Here is a 23,012-nt window from a genome sequence, read left to right as displayed (position 1 = left end):
CTTTCCATTCCTCAAAAAAAAACTGATGAAAGTTCACCAGTTTTAGTCAGTATAAAATTCTATAGCAAACGCTCCACGTCCAGCGTGTGTTGCAATTACAGGACTTGTAACTCTAATCAAGATTGGAAGATCTGGGTGAACTTCTTTAATTTTTTCTTGAAGTTCATTAACAAAATCCATGTTATCTACATATGAAATTCCAATAGATTTGATATTATCTAGTCCCTTAATTTCATCAATCACACCCTTAAGGTAATTATCAATGACTTTGCGACCACGTCCACGTTTAGCAATATCCAAACTATTATTCTTCAGAGTTAATACTAAATTGATATTAAGAAGTGATGATAAGGTACCAGCAAATCTACTTAGTCTTCCACCTTTTAAGATGTTTTCAATTGTAGTAACACCCATGTATAAACGAGTATTAGCACGAATTTCATCTAATCTAGCTGTAATCTCTTCAAGACTCTTACCTGCTTCAGACATTTTAGCAGCTTCAATAACTTGAAACGACATTGCTCTATCAGTGAAATTTGTATCAATAACTGTCATTTTCTTGTCAGTCATTTCTATAACTTGTTTTGCTGCATTAACTGTACCGCTGATAGATTCTGTCATATTCAAAGATAATATTTCAGTATATTCATCAGAAATATTATCAATCACATCCATAAATGTTCCAATTGAAGGTTGTGATGTTGTAGGCAAATCTTTTGAAGCATGCATTTTTTGAACAAATTCTTCATGAGAAATGTCAACTCCATCTACAAAGGTTTCATCATCGATTGTAATTGTTAGAGGAACTACACCGATATTATTTTCTTTAATTTCTTCATCAGTAAGTTGTGCTGATGAATCTGTGATAATTTTTACCTTACCCATTTTTTCCAACTTTCGTTCATGTTTATTACTTTTTATAAATTATAACAGATTTACAAAAAAAAAATCTAATTTTAGAGTAAACTATATGTATTAACATTCTATTTAAAGAAGGTAAATTAATAATTTGAGTGAAAAAAATAATCAATTGAAAAATAATAATAATAGTTTTTCCAAAACTTATATAATCACTAATGAAGTTTTTAGTGCAGTAACCCATGGGATAGGAATTATCCTTGCAATAATTGCATCTGTTTTCATTATCATAAAAGGTGCAAAAATGCATGATCCCTTAGCAATAACTGCTTTTTCAATCTACGCATTCACTTTATTCTTTTTATATTTAAGTTCTACATTATTTCATAGTTTGTACTTCACAAAAGCTAAACCTGTTTTCCAGATTTTTGACCATAGTTCTATATTTTTAATGATTGCAGGGACATATACACCTTATTGTTTGATTGGTTTACGTGGTACTGCATTTGGTATTATTTTACTTTCAATCATCTGGTTGCTAGCCATCTGTGGAATTTTATACAAGATATTTAACGTTGGAAAATATCAATTTATTGAAACAATGTTATATGTACTTATGGGATGGGCCATAGTTGTCGCAATGCACCCTCTATTTATTTCTATAGGTGCTACGGGAATTTATCTATTAATAGCTGGTGGAATTGCTTTCACACTAGGTGCGTGTGTTTATCTTATTAAAAATCTAAAGTATGTCCACGTAATCTGGCATATTTTTGTTCTTATTGGAACAGCATTTATGTACTTCTCAGTTTATCTATATGTTAGTTAATACGTTTATAAGTTTCGAAGGTATGTTGGTAATGATTTTTATCATCAACAATACCTTCTTTTTTTTCGACTAATTCAAACTTAGAATAGTCTATCGGGATCATTTTTACGTCACCTTCAAATGAATGATCTATTTTTGTGACATATAAGTAATCCACATCGCCTTTAAACAACTCAAATACACCTCTACCACCAATTACCATGATCTTATCATCCAAGTTCACATGGTGGAACAATTCTTCTTTAGAATGAACCACAATAGCTTCAGAGTCGGCAGAATAATTAGAATCTCTGGAAAGTATAATATTTTTGCGATTAGGTAATGAACCATTGGGAAAACTCTCGTACGTCTTACGTCCCATTAATATTACATTCCCTGTTGTTAAATCTTTGAATCTTTTCATATCATCTGGGAGAACCCAAGGGAGATGTCCCTGATTACCAATAATATGATTAATATCCTCTGCCCAAACAAATCCTATCATTACAATATCTCCTATACTGCCACTACAGCTTTAATAGCTGGTTGTGGGTCATAATTCACCAACTCAATATCTGTTACATCAAGATCAAATATGCTCTTGTCACCATTAATTTTCAATTGAGGTTTTAATGAAGATGGTGTTCTGCTCAATTGTTCCTTAACTTGTTCTATGTGGTTGGAATAAATATGTGCATCTCCAATTGTATGGACAAATTCTCCAACTTGTAGTCCACATTCACGTGCAATCAAATGTGTAAGAAGTGCATAGCTTGCAATATTAAATGGAATACCTAAAAATAGATCCCCACTTCGCTGATAAAGCTGACAAGATAATTTTCCATTATTTACATAGAACTGAAACAATGAATGACATGGTGGAAGTGCCATGGTTGGAACATCTTCAGGATTCCAAGCACTGACAATTAATCTTCTAGAATCAGGAGTTTTTTTAATTTGATCAATAACATTAGCAATTTGGTCTATAAATCCACCATCACGTTTTTGCCAATGTCGCCATTGAGCTCCATAAACAAATCCTAAATCACCATATTTTTTAGCAAATGAATCATCATTTAAAATTTTTTCGTCAAATAAATTCATCTGATTGTGATATTCTTCAGCAAATATGGGATCTTTTTGAGATCTTATACCAAAATCAGTCATATCTGGACCAGTATAATCTGAACTTTCAACATATTTTTTAAATGCCCACTCGTCCCATATGTGATTTTTATGCTCTAGTAAATATTTAATATTAGTATCACCATGTAAAAACCATAATAATTCACTTTTAATCAAACCGAAGGGAACTTTTTTTGTCGTCAAAATAGGAAATGATTCATTTAAATCAAATCTCATCTGGTAACCAAATTTACTGATAGTTCCTGTACCTGTACGGTCTGTTTTCTTATCACCGGTTTCAAGAACACTTCTTAAAAGCGTCAAATATTGATCTTCATTCATAAGACTCTCCTATGCAAACTCACTAAGATATTCCCAGCGTTCCATCAGTTCATCTGCTTCTTTAGATTTTTCATCGTATTGCTTTTGATAATCCATTAATTCCTGATAGCCATTGTCTGAGTTTTCTAGTTCTAATTTTAAATTCGTTAATTCTTCATCAATTTTTTCAATTTTTGGTTCTAATTTTTCTAATTCAATTTTTTCTGCATACGTCAACTTAGTTTTTTCTTTTGATTCATCAGTATCTGATTTTACATTTTCAGTTACCACAGCTTTATCTTTTTGTTTTGTTTTAATTTCTGCGAGATACTCAGAATAACTCAAGTAACTCTCAGAAATTTTACCATTACCTTCAAAAATTAGTAGTTTATCTGCAACCTTATCTAAGAAGTAGCGATCATGAGATACTGCCAAAATTGTTCCTTCAAAATTATCAAGATAGTTTTCCAAAATAGTTAGAGTACCAATATCTAAGTTATTTGTTGGTTCATCAAGTAATAGAACATTTGGTTGTTGAATAAGAATTGCCAATAAGTAAAGCCTTCTTTTCTCTCCACCTGATAACTCTCTAATATAAGCACCCTGCATCTTATGATCAAACTTAAAGGTGTCCAGCAATTGAGAAGCGGACATTGAATATCCACTTGTATTTTTAACACCTTGACCAATACTTTCAAGATATCTAATAACACGTTTTTCTGGATCCATTTTCTCTGTATGTTGTGTGTAGTAACCAATACTTACTGTTTGACCAATTTTAAAAATTCCAGAGTCTAATTGATTTCTGCCAGCTAAGATATTTAAAAATGATGTTTTACCAGATCCATTAGAACCAGTAATTCCTATACGATCACCATTATTTATTAAATAACTAAAATCACTAACTATCTTGTGTCCATCTACTTCATAATTAGCATCTTTGATCTCAAAAACATCATTTCCAAGTCTCTTTTGAGCAATATCGATTGACATTTCCTTTTGAGAACCTGGTTGATTTGAAAGGTCATCCTTTAAATTTTTAAATCTATCCACTCTGGCCTGTTGTCTAGTTCCCCTAGCCTTAACACCTGCCCTCATCCATTCTAATTCTTTTTTAAATAGTTGAGTTTTGTGTTGTTGTTCAGCAGCACTAATCTCTTCATTTGCTGCTTTTTGTTGTAAATATTTTTCGTAATTCCCATCATATTCAATGATATGTTGATTTTCTAACTCTAAAATTCTAGTTGTCACTTTATTCAAGAAATAACGATCATGAGTAACAAATAAAAGAGAACCCTGAAATTTATTCAAGTATGATTCTAGCCACTCAATAACTTCGTAATCTAAGTGGTTAGTTGGCTCATCTAATATCAGTAAATCAGCATCAGAAATTAACGTTTGTGCTAAAGCAACTCTTCTTTGTTGACCACCTGAAAGATTTTTTATGATAGTACCTAGTTCAGTAATACCAAGTTTGTTCAAGATTGTTTTTACATCAGATTCTATCTGCCAAGCATCCTTAGCATTCATTTCTTCTTGTAATTTAAAAAATTCATCTTGAACTTTTTTATTCTCAGAATTTTTGTTAAATTCGTCTAAAGCTAATTCATATTGTTTGATTAATCTAAAATTCTCGTTATCTCCTTCAAATACAGCATCAATCACAGAATGCTCTTCATTCAACTCTGGTTGTTGTTTTAAATAATTAATTTTATAGTTTTTAGGTTTTTCAATATTTATAGTATTCAATGATGAACTATCAACAATTCCATCTAATAACGTTGTTTTACCCTGACCATTTAATCCTAAAAGACCAATTCTATCGTGTTCATTTATCGTAAATGAAACATCAGAAAATAAGGTTCTATCTCCAAAAGACTTTGATGCATTTGTTATATTTAAGGTTTTCACATTTTCACCACTTTATTTAATTATTAAATACTATTTTAAGTTACTGAATGCATAAAAAAAAGCCCCATTGGGCTTCTTATTTTTAGAGTTGTCCTTTATAGACATCCAAAACTGTTTCTTCAGCATCAATCACTATGTAAAGTTTACCATTTTCTTTTGAAATAGCAGACGTTTGATAAACGTTATCAATTTCTTCAGCGTCTTTTGCTTTGAATGGGAAATAAATTTCCATAGGTTCTTTATCTTTTTCATCTTCAAAAACGATTTCGCATTTTTCAATATCTTGATACTTAATTACACGGTTGAACATTCCATCTACCATAGCAGCAGTTGAAACATCCGCGTCCTTAATATAATCAGCTTCAGGAAGAATTTCAATCTTAAAACTCTTACATGGATGTATCTCTTGCATACGTCCACCTGAAATACGTCCATAACTAGTTGTAACACGTGAAATCCATACATCACTCATTTCTGCGTGATCGACAGTCCATGTATCATCATTTCTAAAATAAAATTTTAGTTCTTTAAATACGTGCTTTGACATAATATTCATCCTTTCAAATAAAAAATACTTTCTTTAATTATAATAACACAGCAAGTACTTTATGATTAACGAATTGATAACAAAAAATCACGTATTTCATCATGATTATTTCCTATCGTACCAGATATGATAGCCTTTTCAATATTTAGCATGTAATTACCAATTTGAGGTCCTGGTTTTATCTCTAATACAGTCATTATATCTTGACCAGTAAAATTGATATCATTTGAATTTTTTATTGAAATTTTATTAATTTCATCACTCAACTCATCCAAATTAGTTTCAATGGATAGATAGTTTTTGAATTTTTTAACTCGTTCATAATTAGATATGTCTAACTTATAAAAATCATATGTGTCTAATTGATTTTCCTCAATCAGCTTCAACATTTTAAAACTATTAACACTAGCTTCACGTATTTTATTGGATACTTTCCAACTTCTTAAAAGTTTATTGAGTCCACTTGAATTTAATTCAAGTACATAACCAAGCCCCATCCAAATAGATTCTTCGTCTTCAAATAACAGTTCATCAAAATTCAACAATGATCTTAACTTTGAACTATTACCCTTAAATTCTGGGCAGTACTCAGATAGTTCCATTTCAATCATATCTTTAAATCCTTTTTGCCAATGATTACTTAACATCATCTTAATGAATTCTTCACGGATACGTTCCACAGCAATTTTTTCTAAAAGCTCAGAATTTGATTCAATTGCTTTAATTGTTTCTTCTTCAATCTCAAAATTTAATTGTGATTGAAATCTCACTGCTCTCATCATGCGAAGTGCATCTTCATGAAACCTTTCAGAGGCTACGCCTACTGCTTTAATCATCTTATTATCTAAATCTTGAATACCATTAAACTTATCGATTACATTACCCATTCTATCAACAGCTAATGCGTTTATTGTAAAATCTCGACGTTTAAGATCATCTTCTAAAGATCTGACGAAAGTTACCTTATCAGGTCTTCTAAAGTCCTGATAACCGCTCTCTGTTCTAAATGTGGTTAGTTCATACGGAATTTTATTGTATAAAACAGTTACTGTCCCATGCTGAATTCCGGTATCAATAGTATGAGTAAAAACCTGCTTGATCTCCTCAGGATAAGCACTGGTTGCAATATCAACGTCATGAATTGGTAAATCCAAAATGTGATCTCTGACACTACCTCCAACAAAATAAGCCTCAAAATTAGCATTTTCAAGCTCTTCTAAAATTGGCAGTGCTGTCTTAAAGTCTTCTGGTAATTGAGTGATTTTCATAATTCATAAACCTCATTAATTCAATTGTTCCCAAAGATCATTCATTACTTCGTTATCAGGATTAATTTTTATGTAGAGTTGCAAAGCAACTTTTAATAAATCATTATCCCCTGTTGACTGTAATATTTGAACCAAATCAGTTAAATAATCTAAATTGTCTTTATAATCTTCTAACACGGTAACAATGAATTCCTTAGACTTCTTAATATCGCCCAGTTCAAAATAAGATTTTGCCAAATTCCAAATTAATTTAGGGTTATTATTTAGTTCACTGTTTTCCAATAAATCAAGATTTAACTGATATCTTCCATGAGAAATATAATAATCACTTAAACTGATAATCAGTGGTAATGGATTTTCTACTGTTTCTATACCCTTAGTGATTATAGATAATGCCTCGTCTGGATTTTCGTTAATACCTGATTCAAATGCTATACGATATAAATTTTCGTCTAACTCATTTAAATTTAATCCTAATTGGGCATATCTAAATGCTTCTTGATTATCCTTTAAATTAAGATAATCATCCGCTAATGTCGCATATGCCGTAGGGTAGTCTTTATTTGTATCTAAAAGACTTTCTAACGTGGAGATAGACTTAGAATAATCTTTAACTTGATTATACAAGAAACCTAATTGGTATTGAGAGTCCTCGTTTAATTCTAGAGCATTAAGTTTGTTGTATTCTTCAATGGCTTCCTCATATTCACCGATACCTGACAAAGCACTAGCTTTTCTCATTGTGATAGAAATACCTGAATAAGTTTTGATATCCTCGTCCAAAAGAAAATCATAATAAGTTATAGCACTACTGAATTTATTTTCATCAAAATATAATTCTGCTAATGCAAACTTAAATACCTCTTCATCTGGGAACATTCTAATCCCCTCTAAGAGCTTTTGTTCACTCACCTCATACAATCCTTGTGCCTGATATATATCAGCTGATACAAGGAGATTTTGGGCATAGGCTTCAGAACCTGGTGTGATTTCTGATATATAACCCAAAGCCTCATCCATATTATCTTCAGAAATTGATATTTCCGCTAATCTTGATAATATTTGTCCCTCAGTCGGATACAGTTCATTTAAGTGCTCATATATAATTTTTGCCTGTACGGTAAATCCAATACTCATCAATGTTTCAGCTAGAGAATATTGTGTCTGTTCATCGTCTTGTTGAATTGATTCTAAAATTTTAACTTCGATATCAGAGTAATCTCCTGAATCGATACTTTCCATGACTTCCTCTGCTTTGCTCATAAATATTTCTCCATTTAATTAAATTGAAAAAAGAGCGGTCATAAGACCACTCTTTAAAGGTAAATTATTTAACTGAATCTTTCAAAGCTTTACCTGGTTTGAATGCAGGTACTTTGCTTGCAGGAATTTTGATTTCTTCACCAGTTTGTGGGTTACGGCCTTTACGGGCTGCACGATCACGAACTTCAAAGTTACCAAAGCCGATTAGTTGTACTTTTTCACCTTTTGTTAGATTTTCTTGAATTGAAGCAAATACAGCGTCTACTGCTGAAGTTGCGTCTTTCTTTGTCAAGCCTGTTTTGCTTGCTACACTATCGATAAGTTCTGCTTTGTTAGCCATACTTTAAATTCCTCCGGAATAGGTTTGTTTAGAATAAATGAACGATGAACTCATTACATATCATTCTTACTAAAAATTAACATAGTGAAACGCCTATTTCAAGCGTTTTAAAGGGTTTCCCATTAAAATAAGTTGTTTTTTAACCAAAAAATTAATAAATAGTAAAATTTTAAATTATATTTTTACTATTTTCTGGTTCTAGGCAATATTTTAATAGGTGTTCCCTCAAAATCAAATGTTTCACGTAATTGATTAATTAAAAATCTTTCATAAGAAAAATGCAGTAATTCACTATCATTAACAAATACTACGAAAGTTGGCGGTCCTACTGCAACTTGTGTCATATAGTAAATACGTAATCTCTTACCTTTTACTACTGGCGCAGGTGCAATAGATGTTGCTCTTAATAACAGATCATTTAGAATTGCTGAAGGTATTCTACGTTCCCTATTCTCATTTACTCTAACAACAAGTTCAGGTATTTTGTCTAATCTTTGATTTTTTACAGCAGATGTAAAAATTATTGGTGAATATGACAAATATTGAAATTCTCGACGAATTTCATCTTCGAAATCTTTCATAGTATGAGTATCTTTTTTCAAAGTATCCCATTTATTTACTAAAATGATTACACCCTTACCGGCATTATGCGCATAACCTGCAACTTTTTTGTCTTGCTCTCTTATGCCTTCTTCAGCATTTAGAACAACACAAACGACATCAGATTTATCAATTGCACTTAAAGCTCTTAGAACTGAGTACTTTTCAGTATTTTCGTATACTTTTCCTCTTTTTCTAATACCAGCAGTGTCAATGATTGTAAAATCTTCATCAAGCAAATCATCATGATACTTTGTATCTATTGCATCTCTGGTAGTACCTTGCATATCTGAAACGATTACTCTGTCATCGCCCAAAATAGCGTTAACTAAAGAAGATTTACCTACATTTGGTCGACCAATAAATGAAAACTTAATTGTGTCATCTTCTTCACGTTCGTTATCTGTTGGGAATGATTTAACAATTTCATCTAATAAGTCACCAATACCTGTACCTTGTGAACCAGATATTGGATTAGGTTCTCCAAAACCTAATGAATAAAAATCATATATATCTTGACGTTGTTCAGGATTATCAGCTTTATTGATAGCTAATACCACTGGTTTATTGGTTTTATATAGAATCTTAGCGACATCTTCATCTTGTTTAGTAACGCCTGTTTGGCCGTTAACGATAAATACGATAACATCCGCTTCATCAATCGCAATTTCAGCTTGATTTTTAATTTGAACGGTCATTGGTTCATCACTCATATCAATACCACCGGTATCAATAAGTCTAAACTCTCTACCTAACCAACTGGCACTTGAGTATATTCTATCTCGTGTGACACCTGGTGTATCTTCAACAATAGACAATCTTTCATTTATTATACGATTGAATATCGTTGATTTACCTACATTTGGTCGCCCAACAAGGGCAACAACAGGAACTGGCATATTTTGTTCTCCTATTTTTTATTTTCTATAATATTTAATATATCATCTACTACTTGATCAATAGTTAAATTAGATGTGTCTAATTCTATAGCATCATCAGCTTTTCTAAGCGGTGAAACTTCGCGGTGAGAATCTTTGTAATCTCTTGCTTCAATTTCATCTTCAAGAACTGACAGAGGTGTATCTATTCCGCGTTCTTGATTTTCTTTAAATCTTCTTTCCGCTCTAACTTTAACACTAGCAATCAAAAATATTTTTATCTCAGCATCAGGTAATACGGTAGTACCAATATCTCGTCCATCCATAACAATGCTATGGTCCTTTGACAAATCTCTTTGCATGCTAACTAATTTTTTACGCACTTCTTTTATCGCTGAAACTTGCGAAACATTATTTGTTATTTCTGGTGTTCTAATTTCTTCAGATACATCCTGATCATCAATAAATATACGTTGTCCAGACAAGTCATTGACGAAATGAATTTTATGAGTATTCATTAAATCAATAATTTTAGATGTATCACCATAGTCTACGCCATTATCCCTAGCTAATAAAGTAACAGCACGATACATTGCACCTGTATCACAATATACAAAATTGAGTCTTTTGGCAATAATTTTAGCAATAGTACTTTTACCAGCTGAAGCTGGTCCATCAATAGCAATTTGCATTATCTTCTTCTCCCTGACAATAAAAGGGCCTAGACATTAATTAATGTCAAAGACCCTCAATCAATTATTATTTATTTTACACGAATTGTAGTACCTGGTGTTAGTGTTGTTGCTCCACCATTTAATGCTTGCAATTGTGCTGTTGTCATTCCATGGTTATAAGCAATTCTATACCAGTTATCACCGGCTTTTACGGTGTAAAAAGATGATGATGTATCTGTAGCAGTAGAACTACTTGATGAAGTACCTGCATTTGCAGAAGAATTCGATTGAGAACTATTATTTGTAGATGCTGCTTCTGATCCTGTAGTATCTGTAGCACTAGTTGAATCAGTATTACTTGATGTATCTATACTGTTATCAGTTGTTTCTTTTGCTTTTGATTTCTTCTTGCTTGGAGTTGACTTCTTTTTATTTGAAGTACTTGATGTATCTTTAGACTTATTTGAACTAGAATCTTGAGATTTTGCTGTCTGTGTTGAGTCCAAGTTACTGTTGTTGTTACTATTCAACGCCTTGATAACAACTGGTGTGAACATACATACAATAAGCAAAATAACTAAAGTAGCAATTAATGTTTTATTACCACGTTTCTTTTCATTACTTACTGCTCTTGATATGTGTCCTTCTTCATCAGTATCTGAATCGAAGCTATTTTCCCAAGGTTTTTGTTCGTCAACATTTGCGTCTGCTTTCACTTCATCAGGTGAAGGTACTGGATCGACTGCTGATGTCATCATAGGACGAGTAAAGTCATTTTCTGGTGCAGAATCTGCCTTAGCTTCATCAGTATCGTTAAATGATGGTACGTCATTAAATGCCGAATCATTATTTTGACCGACTACTGTGTTACCATTTGCAGGAATATTTTGTTCATTTTTTGCTGAACCAAGATTATATTTTACAAGATCTTCGGGCGAAACTGACCCGTCGATTCCTGATGTTGTCTTAGGGATTTTTGATCCGCCAAAAAAATTATTATTATCGTTATTGGCCATTAAAACCAACCTCCTAATTATTATCCTCTAAAGGATATCACATATCAGGTATTGTCATGGAGCAATTTAATAGAATATTAAGAAGATTTAATATTTACAACTACGCATTTCTCCATTTTGTCAAAAAGTTTCTCATTCTTGGATAAATTAAAATAACCGCAATATTTATTATTAATGCCTTAATTATATTGAATGGTATTACGCCAGTTAAAATATATTTTCCTAAGCTCATTCCTAGCTGCATACCGACAACATTCATATATAGTGGCATAACTACAAAGTAATTTAATAACGACATAATTACGGTCATTGAAATTGTACTGCTGATGACTGCCATAACTTTTTTATCTCTATTCCAAAAATAATAAAATGGCAACATTAATGAAACTGATCCTACAAATCCTGAGAAGTTACCAATTACCCCTGCCACTCCTGAACCGCTAATAATCAGATGTATTAGTGATCTAATAAATGCTATTAAAGTTCCACCTATTGGTCCATATACGAATGCACCAATTATTGTTACCACATCACTAAGATCAACTTTTAAAAAGGGGAACCAAAATAACACAGGGAATTCAAAAAATAATAGTATTGCTCCTAATGCTGAAAAAATAGAAATTCCTATCAAATTTCTAAATCGTTTTTCATTTCTCATAGTATCAACCTTTCGAGTTGATTTCCAAATAAAAAGAGTCTACTTTGGGCACACCAAAACAGACTCCATCTGTTTTCTTTCATCTAGACTTTAACTATCGGTATGGGAATTACACCCATTCAGCCAATAAAAATTGGGTCGCGGACTTTACCGCCGGTCGGGAATCTCACCCTGCCCTGAAAACCAACTATGATATTTTATTTTTATAATATAACAGACTAATTAAGATCCTTCAACATGGCAACTTCTTGTCTTGTTAGTTCTCGATATTTTCCAGATACCAATCCGTCTAATGTGAGGAAAGCGTATTTTTCACGAGATAACTTCACAACAGGATGACCAACTTCTTTAAACATATTCTTTACTTGATGATTCTTACCTTCATGAATTGTAATGCGCACAATCGAAGTATTTTTTTTCTTATCTTGTGATACCACTTTTACTTTTGCAGGTGCTGCCTTGAATCCCTTTATCCTAATTCCACTTTGAAGTTTTTTAATTGCCTCAACTTCAAGAGATCCTTCAATTTTAGCCAAATATGTTTTATCAATCCTATACTTGGGATGCATCAACTTATTTGCAAAATCTCCATCATTTGTTAAAAGTAATAATCCTGAAGTATCGTAATCAAGTCGTCCAATTGGATATAATCTTTCTGATATTTTTTCATCATCTAAAAGATCCGTAACTACTTTTCGATTTTTATCGTCTTTTGCAGCAGAAATTACACCTCTAGGTTTATACATCAAGATATATCTCTTTTTTTCACCTTGAAGAGGCATTCCGTCTACTTCGATGTTATCAGATGAATCTACTTTAATTCCCATTTCACGAACTGTTTTACCATTAACAGTGACGTGGCCATTAGCTATTAATTCTTCAGATTTTCTTCGTGAAGCTACACCAGCATCTGCCATAGCTTTTTGCAATCTAATTTTCTCCATCAGCTAAATTTTCCTCATTTTCATAAATATCTATATTTTCAAAACTATCAAAATCTGGTAATTCTTTTATATCTCTAATTCCAAAATAATCAAAAAAATGTTCAGATACTACATATAAATTAGGATGACCTGGAACGTCTTTTTTACCCTTTTCTTTTATTAAATCTCTTGCTATCAAGGTATTCATGCTTCCTGAACTTTGAACACCTCTAATCTCATCTACTTCAACTCTTGTTATAGGTTGTCGGTATGCAACGATAGAAAGAACTTCCAGAGCTGCCTGACTTAACTTAGTTCCCAAACCACTTTCAAAAAAGCTATTTAAAATATCACTATACTCACTCTTTGTTACTAATTTGTAGGTGGAATTGAATTTGGCTAATCTAAAACCCAATCTTTCATCACTATCAAAACTGATTTCTAATTCAGATAATAGATATTTGAGAGTTTTCTTGTCGATATCTAATAAACTCAAAAGTTCTTTTTCACTAATTCCTTGATCACCAGCAACAAAAAGTAACGCTGTAATTTCTGCTTGATACAATTTTAATTCCTCAATTCAATGTATATATCTTCATTATAAGATTTTTGTTGTACAACTATTTCCTGCTTACTTATTAGCTCTAAAATTGCCATAAAATTAGTGACAATTTCCTCAATATTAGAATTCAAAGTTAACAAAGACTTAAATGAACTTTTTCCTGCACTGTATAACTTGTCTAAAATACTTGTTTTTGCATCTTCAATTGATATAGTTTCTTGTTCAATAATCTCAGAAGGTATTCTAGAATCTTTATGTCTTTTTAATAGTTCGCTAAATGCCTTGGACAAATCAGATGCGACAACTGTTCCAGGTTCTAAGAATTGTGCAATTTCATCTTCAGGTAAGCTCATATCTTTATCATGAAAAGTCCTACGATCATTCTCTTTACTTTCAAAATAAGCTGCTGCTTCTTTAAATGCTTGATAAGTTAAAATTTGAGAAACTAATTCTTCTTCAGGATTTTCAAAATCATCATCGTCTTCTTCTACTGGAGATTTAGGTAACAAACTTCTACTTTTTATCGACATTAAAGTAGCAGCCATAACCAGATAATCACCAGCAATATCTAATTCTAGTACTTTCATACTGTTTAAGTAATCAATGTACTGTTCTGCAATTTGTGCAATGGGAACATTATATATATCTATTTTCGATTCTCTAATTAAATGAAGCAGCAAATCAATAGGACCTTCAAAGTCAGTCAACACTAATTTTAATTTTTCCATTAATCAGTCTCTACTTCTTCATTATCTATCAATAATTTTTGTTTTTCCCAATCTCTAATAGAATTAACTAATTTTCTATTACCAAGAACAATCTTATCAGGATATATTGCTTTTAATTCATCATAAATTAAAAATTCATTACTCTGAGATCTAAACGAAGGATTTAATGAAAAATACTCAATATAAATACAGTTTGATTCTATAGAAATTGCAACAACTCCTGCATAGTCTGCAAATTCACTTTTCCATAAATACAGTTGTCTAGTATCATCATTCTCAAAAAGATCAATTTCTCTTTCAAGATTTGAGAGTTCTTTTAAATCAGAAATATATGATAAAAATCCCATTGCTACTTTTCTATTATCATTACTATATTTAATTAGCATCTTCTATCCCTTCTATGCTCTTGGATGAGCATTATCATAGACTTGTTTCATTCTTGTTTGATTAATATGAGTGTAAATTTGGGTCGTAGTTATATCTGAATGGCCTAGCAGCTCTTGAACCACTCTCAAATCTGCTCCATTTTCCAATAGGCTAGTTGCAAACGAATGACGTAATGTATGTGGAGTCACGTCTTTTTTGATACCAGCCTGCTGAATATATTTTTTAATCATCCGCCATATAGACTGTCTAGTGAGTTTCTGACCTCGAAAATTCAGAAAAACTTCTTTTGAGTTACCATATTTGGATACCAGATCATTTCTAGTTTCCTCAAAATATTTTCTCAACCATGTTATTGCTGTATCTCCTATGGGCAGAAGTCTTTCTTTATCTCCCTTTCCAAGAGTTTTTATTAAACTCAATTCCAAATGAAGATCTTCCATTTTTAAATTTACCAATTCACTAACACGCAATCCTGTGGCATACATCACTTCAAATATTGCTCTGTCTCTAACACCTAAAGGTGTTGAAGTGTCAGGTGTTTCAATTAATCTATCTATTTCTTTGCTAGACAAAACAACAGGTAAATGACTACCTTTTTTGGGAGAATCCATCTCATCCATAGGATTAAACTGAATTTTTCCTATTATTTCTTGCCATTGATAAAATTTCCTCATCGATGAAAACATTCTTATCTCTGAATTTTTAGATTTCCCCTTTTTATCTTGATTAGCAAAAAAATTTGTTATCTGAAAAGTATCTAAAGGATATTCATTTGTATTATTTTCTTCTAAATAATAACTGTATTCCATCAAATCTTGCTGATAGGAAATTATTGTATTTCTTGATAATCCTCTATCTAATTTAAGATATCTACCATAATCTTCAATAGTATCAATCATCATCTGATTTTTTATAACAATTTTTTCTGGCAAAAAATCACCTACTTATTTCAAAAATGTGTATCCATCTTTTTGCTCAATCTTACCTTGCTTCATCAGATTACCTAAAGCACGCTTAAAACTTGCCTTACTGATACCAAAATATTCACGGATATCATCTGGATCACTCTTATCTGTATAAGGCATCTTATTTTCTCTAGCATGTTCTAAAACAGCCATAATCATCTGTGCATCGGGTGTTATTTCTTCAAAAGCACGAGGTTTCATAGATATATTTAAACGTCTATGACTAGATCCTATTGCTCGTGCTTCGACTTTTTGTCCGATATGCAATGGTTCAACTTGTTCTTCTTTGTGTAAAAATGCTAAATAATATTCTGTTGTAAAAACAAAAGCTCCCGAATTTCTGATAGCTATAACATTACCAGTTATATTTTTATTTTTTAAATCATCATTAGCACTTCTAGCCAGTTGTGTGTACACATTTATATCTGCCATATCTGCCCATAAACGACCTTTATGATCAATTTTTAATTTTACTAATAATTGATCATCTTTTTTAGGCCATTCACTATGTTCCAATGGCAAATCGTCAAGTGAAATTACAATATCCTTATCAGTTATACCTATATCTACAAATACCCCCAGATCGGTACGAGAATCGATAACTTTGACATAACCCCAGACACCCTCCATGACTGAAGGAATATTGAGTGTCATCTTATTTTTGTGATTTCTATTTTCATATGCAAAACCAGATACTTCATCACCCAGTTCTGGTGTTTCTTCAAATTCTTCTAGATCCATGGCAAAAGTTACACCTTCTACCTGAACAAAAACTTCTGTTTGATTTAAATCAGTCACTGTACCAGATACTACATGACCATAAACGTCTTCTAATTCCATTTTTTCTCCTGAAATAATTATTTTCTCTCTAATTTTACCAGTTAAACACTATCTTTTCATGATTTTAAGCTATTTTATGTAATCTTAATTTAGAATAATAAAAAAAGCTAACCTAAAAGGTTAGCTTTTAAAATTAAAAATTAGATTGAGCGTGAAGCACCTTTGTATACTACACCACGTCTTGAATCAACAGTGATAGTTTCACCATTTCCAATTAGTTTTGTAGCATCTTCAGCACCAACAACAACTGGTAGACCCATTGCAATACCAACAACAGCAGCATGTGATGTTAATCCACCATTTTCAACGATTACAGCACTAGCTTTTTCAAGAGCTGGCATGTAATCTTTGTCAGTTGTAGCTGTAACAAGGATGTCACCTGCTTGAACTTTTTCGTTAGCTTCAGCAGCTGAGTTAGCAACAACAGCATTACCAATAACTGATTCTTCACCGACACCTTGACCCTTAACAAGTCTTGAACCGATAAGTTGTAATTTCATAACGTTAGTTGTTCCTGATTCACCAACTGGAACACCAGCAACAACAAGAATTAGTTCACCTTCTTTAGCAAATCCTAATTCTTCAGCTTTTTTAGCAGCTAATTCAAACATTTCATCAGTGTTACCTGGTTTTTCAGCGATAATTGGTTGAACACCCCAGTTAACTGTTAGTGAGCGTTGAACTTCTTCATCAAATGTAATTGCTAGAATATCAGCACTTGGACGATATTTAGAAATCATACGAGCTGTATAACCTGATTTAGTAGCAGTAACAATTGTACTGATGTTTAGTTCTTCAGCAGTTCTAACAACTGATTCACCAATTGATTCTGTAACATTTGAACCCTTGTAATCTTCAAAACGTTGTAGAGAAAGTTGATTACTTTCTTGAAGAGCACGTTCTGTACGTTGGTCAATTGTTGCCATAGCAGCAACTGATTCAACTGGATAGTCACCATTAGCACTTTCACCAGAAAGCATTGTTGCATCTGTACCATCAAGAACAGAGTTAGCAACGTCAGTAACTTCGGCACGTGTAGGACGTGGGTTTTCTTGCATTGAATCTAGCATTTGTGTAGCAGTAATTACTGGCTTACCAAGTGCATTACATTTTTTAATAAGTGATTTTTGAACAAATGGAACGTTTTCAAATGGAATTTCTACACCCATGTCACCACGAGCAATCATAAGTCCATCAGAAACTTTCATAATAGAATCGATATTGTCGATACCTTCTTGTGATTCAATCTTAGGGAAGATTTGGATGTTATCTGCACCCTTTTCTTCAAGGATTTCACGAATATCAAGAACATCTTGAGCTTTACGAACAAATGAAGCTGAAATAAAGTTAACTTTATTATCACAACCAAAACGGATATCATCAGCATCTTTTTCTGTGATACCTGGTAGGCGGATTTCAACACCAGGTGCATTAACACCCTTCTTAGAACCAATCTTACCTTCGTTTTGAACTTCAGTAACTAGTTCGCGGTTAGCGTCATCTTTTTCTGTAATCTTAAGATCAACAAGACCATCATCGATTAAAACATGTCCACCAACGTGAGTATCATCAAATAGTCCTGGGTATGTAACAGCAATCTTAGATGGGTTACCTACAAGATTAGAATCCATTGAGATACGAATAACATCACCGATCTTGGCAATGAATTTTCCACCTTCTTGATCAGTTGTACGGATTTCAGCACCCTTTGTATCAAGAACGATACCTACTGTCTTACCAGTGATTTTTTCAGCTTCACGAACCATATCCATACGTGATTGGTGTTCTTCATGGTCACCATGTGAGAAGTTAAAACGGAATACGTTAGCACCAGCTTCAATTAATTTAACAATTGTATCAATATCATTACTGGCAGGTCCTAGTGTACTTACAATTTTAGTTCTTTTCATTAAAAATTCCTCATTTCATTTTTTAAAAAATTATCTACTTAGTGATTGGTTCAAATCATATAGTGAAAGATCAGCTTGATGTTTGCCATCAAATAAATCTAACATGTCATGATGAGTTAACTTGTTATCTTGAATACCAACAGCAACTCCACCCTTACCTTCAAGAAGAAGGTCAACAGCGTAAGCTCCCATTTGGCTAGCCATAACTCTATCTCTAGCAGTAGGTGATCCACCACGTTGCATATGACCCAAGATAGAAGCTCTAACTTGGAAATCACCATAAGCATTAAGCTCATCTGCAAACTCTGTAGCTGACATAACACCTTCAGCAAGAACAATAATAATATGCTTCTTACCTTTTTCGCGAGCTCTCTTAACTCTGTCTGCAACTTGAGCAATGTCAAATTCATGTTCAGGGATGATAATTTCCTCAGCACCACCTGCAACACCAGACCATAGAGCAATATCTCCAGCTCCACGTCCCATTACTTCAACAACGAAAGTTCTTTCGTGAGAAGTAGCAGTATCTCTAATTTTATCAATAGCATCTAATGCTGTTGTAACAGCAGTATCAAAACCAATTGTAAAATCAGTGTATGGAATATCATTATCAATTGTTCCTGGCAAACCAACTGCATTGTAACCATGTTCAGTTAAACGCAAAGCTCCGTGATAAGAGCCATCTCCACCAATAACAACTAGTGCATCAATTCCAAATTTCTTAAGTTGTTCGATACCTTTAAGTTGTCCTTCTACTTGGGCAAACTCTGGATATCTTGCAGAATACAAGAATGTTCCACCGCGCTGTATACGGTCAGAAACATCTGATGCTGTCATAGGGAAAATATCCCCTGCAACTAATCCTGCATAACCATAGTTAATTCCGTATACTTCAAGTCCTTTATCAAGGGCTCTACGTGTGACTGCTCTAATAGCAGCATTCATACCAGGGGCATCTCCACCACTAGTTAAAATACCTATACGCTTCATTTGTTCACACTCCATAATTATTTGTTCAAAATAAATACCTTATAAAATATAACATTTTTAAAGGATACTTTGTAGCATTGAAAACGTTTTACAAAAAATTATTCTCTATTTTTTACTATAATGTTGCTTTTACCTACTAAATCTTGAAGATTTTTTTGTAATTCGTCAGTTATTTTAACTCTCTGATCGTTTTTCAATTCATAATTTGTGTGATTTTGCTCATTTACAATGATTACAGGAACATTTCCAGGATTATCTTTGATAATTTGTTCAATTTTTGAATAAGCAAATTTCAAATCAATTTTATTATCTAACCTTATGTAGAGATTTTGTTTAGAAACTGTTTTTTTACTTAGATCATTATCAATAATATCGGCGATTATTTCCAAACTTCCTCGTTGACTCTTCTGCAATTTTCCCTTAATGATAGTCATCTTATTTAAAAGATCCATATTTGAAAGTTTACTGTAAAGTTGTGGAAATACTGTTACTGATATTTCACCTGTTTCATCTGTCAAAGTTAAAAATTCCATCTGTTGACCTTTTTTGGTTCTAATAACTCTTTGCGAAGATACTTGACCAAAGATAGTGACATTATTATTAAGATTAGCTTCTAACTCATTAATCAACGTGAAATTATCTGCAATATTTTCTCGGTATTTTGCTACTGGATGACCACTAACAAAAGTTCCTAAATATTCTTTTTCTTGATTCAATCTTTCAACCAAAGTAAAGTCATCTACTTGATTTTGTTTAGGGTCTAATAAATCATTTAAAAATAGGTTGGTCCCAGCTAATCCTATACTTTCAATCTGGTCCCTAATATCTAGTAATAATTCACGTCTATTAGGATTAAAATTATCCAATGCACCAGAAAATACCAGTGGTTCAATATATTCTTTCTTTAAATATCTAGATTCTATTCGTTTTAACAGTTGAGAAATGTTTTGATAAGGTTCCTCAGATCTATTTTCTATAATGTTATTTGCCAAATCTTTTCTAACACCCTTTATATCAAGCAATCCAAAATAAATATTTCCATCTATAATAGAAAATTCTGCTTCACTTTTATTAATATCAGGTTTATTGACTATAACTTTCCTTTTTTTAGCCTCACTAACAAAGGCTGGGATTTTTACAGAATCATTTTTAACACTATTTAGTAAGCAAGTATAAAATGCTGCTGGGAAATGCACTTTAATATATGCTAACCAAAAAGCCAACATAGAATAAGCTACAGAATGGGATTTATTGAATCCATAATTACCAAATGTTTGAATATAATCAAATACCTTCTCTGCATTTTCTCTAGAACTTCCCTTCTCTATAGCACCATTAACAAATTTAATCCTATTCTCATTCATCAATTTTTCATTTTTTTTACTAATTGCTCGACGTAACAAGTCAGCATCTGCCAATGAATATCCTGCCATCTCAGAAGAAACTTGCATTACTTGCTCTTGATAAACGATTATTCCATACGTACTTTTTAAAATGTCTTCTAATTTAGAATCGGGATAAACTATCTGTTCTTTTCCGTGTTTTCTATCGATAAAAGATTGTATATTATCCATTGGACCCGGACGGTATAAGGCATTTGTGGCAACAATATCATCAAATGATGTCGGTTTTAATCGTCTAAGTACTGCTCTAATTCCATCACTTTCAAACTGGAATACTCCACTTGTATCACCTCTTTGAAAAAGTTCCAATGTTGCAGGATCGTTTAGATCAATATCTTCAACACGGAATTCTGAATCAAATTCTTGTCTAATAATACTTGTTGCACTATCTAGAATGGATAAATTCCTTAATCCAAGAAAATCCATTTTAAGCAATCCCAACTTTTCAACATTATTCTTGCTCTGCTGAGTTAAATTAATTCCATCTTCTTCAAGTTGAACGGAGACAGTTTCTTCAAGTGGACTTTGACTAAGAACTATACCTGCTGCATGCTTAGAATAATGTCTGGGAATACCTTCTAATCTATGTGCAATCTTAAAAATTAATTTATTTTCTGGTGTCTCATCGATTAAATCTCTTAAATCTGAAGATTTTTCAAGTGCCTCGGATAGACTAACATTTATAACTTGCGGTATACGTGGTATTGCCGATGACCATCTACTTTGCTGATGTGTAGTTTGGTTGAATGTTCGTGATACATCTCTCAGTGACATTTTTGCTGCCATAGTTCCGTATGTAATTATTTGCGCCATATGGTCAGTTCCATATTTATCATGCATGTAACGCACCAATTCATCACGTCTATTATCAGGAATATCCAAATCAATATCTGGCATATTAACTCTTTGAGGATTTAAAAATCTTTCAAATAGTAAATCATATTTAATTGGATCTACTTGTGTTATTCCTAATGAGTAGGATACTAACGAACCAGCGGCTGACCCACGACCTGGACCTGTCTTAATACTCACACTATGAGAATATTTAATAACGTCCCAAATAATTAAGAAGTAATCAGCAAATCCCATTTTATCAATCACTTCTAATTCATAATTCAGTCTTTCAGCGTATTCTTTTGTAACATTGGAGTTACATCTCTTTTCAAGTCCTCTATGCGCAAGTACAGACAAAAATTCTGTAGATGAAACATTGTCAGGAGTTTTATATTTAGGTAGCTGTGGTTGTTTAAATTCAATTTCAACATTGCACTGACCGGCTATAAGATCAGCGTTAATGAGTGCTGATCCAAAATCGTATTTCTTGAATTCGTCATCTATTTCTTTAGGTGTTTTTAAATAATTTTCACCAACTGCAGATTGTAAATCAGATACTGAATTGCTTTTTTCCCCACTCTGTAAAAGCTGTAATGTCTTGTAAGCTGGGTAGTCTTCTTTGTTTAAATATCTAACATCACCTAAAGCTACTGTGGGGATTCTAGTTTGCTGAGATATCTTACTTAATCTGCTAGAACTATCAAGTTCATCTGGATTGCTGGTTACACCTATAAAAAATGATTTTTCATCAAGATAGTTTTGAATTTTGTTTAAATATAAATCAACCTCATCGATATCCAACAGTTCATTTTTTTCTACTGTAGAAATAACAAATAAATCTGATAAAAAGTTTTGAATATCATCTATTGAATAATCATCTTTACCTGAATTGACAATACTTGTGACTTTCAACAAATTTTGATATCCAATATTATTTTTTGCCAAAATTACCAAGGGGTAATTTTCAGAATCATTGAGTAGCCCTTTTATTTCTATAGTTACACCAATGATTGGTTTGATACCTGCTTTTTTTGAAGCATTATAAAAATCAATGGACCCGTAAAGATTGTTGATATCTGTTAAAGCTAATGATGTATATCCATATTCCTTAGCTGATGCAACTAATTCATTAATTTTAAGAGGGCTGTGTAACAAGCTATAACTACTAATAACTTGAAGTTGTGTCTTCATATTTGATTCCCT

Annotated in this window: 22 protein-coding genes and 1 riboswitch; of the genes, 1 reads left to right on the top strand and 21 read right to left on the bottom strand. The window is 32.4% G+C overall.

The window, feature by feature from the left end; genetic code table 11:
- Positions 1–42 precede the first annotated feature (42 nt).
- The gene (locus CS873_RS04800; protein WP_099974738.1) at positions 43–885 is read right to left on the bottom strand and encodes a fatty acid kinase binding subunit FakB; all 843 of its coding nucleotides are present in this window, start codon (positions 883–885) and stop codon (positions 43–45) included.
- Between the two features lie 124 nt (positions 886–1,009).
- On the opposite strand from CS873_RS04800, the gene trhA reads away from it, so the two are divergent.
- Entirely contained in the window at positions 1,010–1,687 is a 678-nt protein-coding gene (gene trhA, locus CS873_RS04795) for a PAQR family membrane homeostasis protein TrhA (protein WP_245823044.1), read from the top strand.
- Here the strand turns inward: trhA and CS873_RS04790 are convergent.
- The 20 genes from CS873_RS04790 to dnaE all read right to left on the bottom strand — a co-directional run bounded on the left by CS873_RS04790 (position 1,680) and on the right by dnaE (position 23,000).
- Entirely contained in the window at positions 1,680–2,171 is a 492-nt protein-coding gene (locus CS873_RS04790) for a dihydrofolate reductase (RefSeq protein ID WP_099974737.1), read from the bottom strand. The genes trhA and CS873_RS04790 overlap by 8 nt on opposite strands.
- An 11-nt stretch (positions 2,172–2,182) precedes the next feature.
- The gene (locus CS873_RS04785; RefSeq protein WP_099974736.1) at positions 2,183–3,133 is read right to left on the bottom strand and encodes a thymidylate synthase; all 951 of its coding nucleotides are present in this window, start codon (positions 3,131–3,133) and stop codon (positions 2,183–2,185) included.
- A 9-nt stretch (positions 3,134–3,142) separates the two neighbouring features.
- On the bottom strand, positions 3,143–5,023 hold the full coding sequence (locus tag CS873_RS04780) for an ABC-F family ATP-binding cassette domain-containing protein (RefSeq protein WP_099974735.1): 1,881 nt from the start codon (positions 5,021–5,023) through the stop codon (positions 3,143–3,145).
- An 82-nt stretch (positions 5,024–5,105) separates the two neighbouring features.
- The gene (locus CS873_RS04775) at positions 5,106–5,570 is read right to left on the bottom strand and encodes a hypothetical protein (protein WP_099974734.1); all 465 of its coding nucleotides are present in this window, start codon (positions 5,568–5,570) and stop codon (positions 5,106–5,108) included.
- Between the two features lie 65 nt (positions 5,571–5,635).
- Positions 5,636–6,838 (bottom strand): CCA tRNA nucleotidyltransferase, encoded by a 1,203-nt coding sequence (locus tag CS873_RS04770; protein ID WP_099974733.1) that lies wholly within the window; start codon positions 6,836–6,838, stop codon positions 5,636–5,638.
- A 15-nt stretch (positions 6,839–6,853) separates the two neighbouring features.
- Positions 6,854–8,101, bottom strand: a complete 1,248-nt coding sequence (locus CS873_RS04765) for a tetratricopeptide repeat protein (RefSeq protein WP_099974732.1) — start codon at positions 8,099–8,101, stop codon at positions 6,854–6,856.
- A 64-nt stretch (positions 8,102–8,165) separates the two neighbouring features.
- Positions 8,166–8,441: a non-specific DNA-binding protein Hbs gene (locus CS873_RS04760; protein ID WP_099974731.1), complete on the bottom strand. Its 276-nt coding sequence runs from the start codon at positions 8,439–8,441 to the stop codon at positions 8,166–8,168.
- A gap of 185 nt (positions 8,442–8,626) precedes the next feature.
- Positions 8,627–9,940, bottom strand: coding sequence for a ribosome biogenesis GTPase Der (gene der / locus CS873_RS04755; RefSeq protein WP_099974730.1), 1,314 nt, complete (start codon positions 9,938–9,940; stop codon positions 8,627–8,629).
- Positions 9,941–9,951: 11 nt separating this feature from the next.
- Entirely contained in the window at positions 9,952–10,611 is a 660-nt protein-coding gene (gene cmk, locus CS873_RS04750; protein ID WP_099974729.1) for a (d)CMP kinase, read from the bottom strand.
- A 71-nt stretch (positions 10,612–10,682) separates the two neighbouring features.
- The gene (locus CS873_RS04745) at positions 10,683–11,609 is read right to left on the bottom strand and encodes a LysM peptidoglycan-binding domain-containing protein (RefSeq protein ID WP_099974728.1); all 927 of its coding nucleotides are present in this window, start codon (positions 11,607–11,609) and stop codon (positions 10,683–10,685) included.
- Between the two features lie 100 nt (positions 11,610–11,709).
- The gene (locus CS873_RS04740) at positions 11,710–12,267 is read right to left on the bottom strand and encodes an ECF transporter S component (protein WP_099974727.1); all 558 of its coding nucleotides are present in this window, start codon (positions 12,265–12,267) and stop codon (positions 11,710–11,712) included.
- A 67-nt stretch (positions 12,268–12,334) separates the two neighbouring features.
- Positions 12,335–12,455, bottom strand: a riboswitch (FMN riboswitch).
- A gap of 30 nt (positions 12,456–12,485) precedes the next feature.
- Positions 12,486–13,211, bottom strand: a complete 726-nt coding sequence (locus CS873_RS04735; protein ID WP_099974726.1) for a pseudouridine synthase — start codon at positions 13,209–13,211, stop codon at positions 12,486–12,488.
- Entirely contained in the window at positions 13,198–13,755 is a 558-nt protein-coding gene (gene scpB / locus CS873_RS04730; RefSeq protein WP_099974725.1) for an SMC-Scp complex subunit ScpB, read from the bottom strand. Before scpB ends, CS873_RS04735 begins: the two co-directional genes overlap by 14 nt.
- A 2-nt stretch (positions 13,756–13,757) precedes the next feature.
- Complete coding sequence (locus CS873_RS04725) at positions 13,758–14,480, bottom strand: segregation and condensation protein A (protein ID WP_099974724.1); 723 nt, start codon at positions 14,478–14,480, stop codon at positions 13,758–13,760.
- A complete protein-coding gene (locus CS873_RS04720; RefSeq protein ID WP_099974723.1) occupies positions 14,480–14,866 on the bottom strand; it encodes a RibT protein in 387 nt (128 codons plus the stop codon). The genes CS873_RS04725 and CS873_RS04720 overlap by 1 nt, the downstream gene beginning before the upstream one ends.
- A 12-nt stretch (positions 14,867–14,878) precedes the next feature.
- Complete coding sequence (gene xerD, locus CS873_RS04715) at positions 14,879–15,766, bottom strand: site-specific tyrosine recombinase XerD (RefSeq protein ID WP_099975344.1); 888 nt, start codon at positions 15,764–15,766, stop codon at positions 14,879–14,881.
- Positions 15,767–15,811: 45 nt separating this feature from the next.
- Entirely contained in the window at positions 15,812–16,672 is an 861-nt protein-coding gene (locus CS873_RS04710) for a CvfB family protein (protein ID WP_099974722.1), read from the bottom strand.
- Between the two features lie 140 nt (positions 16,673–16,812).
- The gene (gene pyk, locus CS873_RS04705) at positions 16,813–18,582 is read right to left on the bottom strand and encodes a pyruvate kinase (RefSeq protein WP_099974721.1); all 1,770 of its coding nucleotides are present in this window, start codon (positions 18,580–18,582) and stop codon (positions 16,813–16,815) included.
- 30 nt (positions 18,583–18,612) lie between these two features.
- Positions 18,613–19,572, bottom strand: a complete 960-nt coding sequence (pfkA, locus tag CS873_RS04700; protein ID WP_099974720.1) for a 6-phosphofructokinase — start codon at positions 19,570–19,572, stop codon at positions 18,613–18,615.
- A 98-nt stretch (positions 19,573–19,670) separates the two neighbouring features.
- Positions 19,671–23,000 (bottom strand): DNA polymerase III subunit alpha, encoded by a 3,330-nt coding sequence (gene dnaE, locus CS873_RS04695; RefSeq protein WP_099974719.1) that lies wholly within the window; start codon positions 22,998–23,000, stop codon positions 19,671–19,673.
- Positions 23,001–23,012: the final 12 nt, after the last annotated feature.

This window comes from Companilactobacillus metriopterae, from assembly GCF_002762335.1.
GTDB classification, from domain to species: domain Bacteria; phylum Bacillota; class Bacilli; order Lactobacillales; family Lactobacillaceae; genus Companilactobacillus; species Companilactobacillus metriopterae.
Note: the sequence above shows the minus strand (reverse complement) of the source record. Positions and strands in the feature narration are given on the sequence as shown.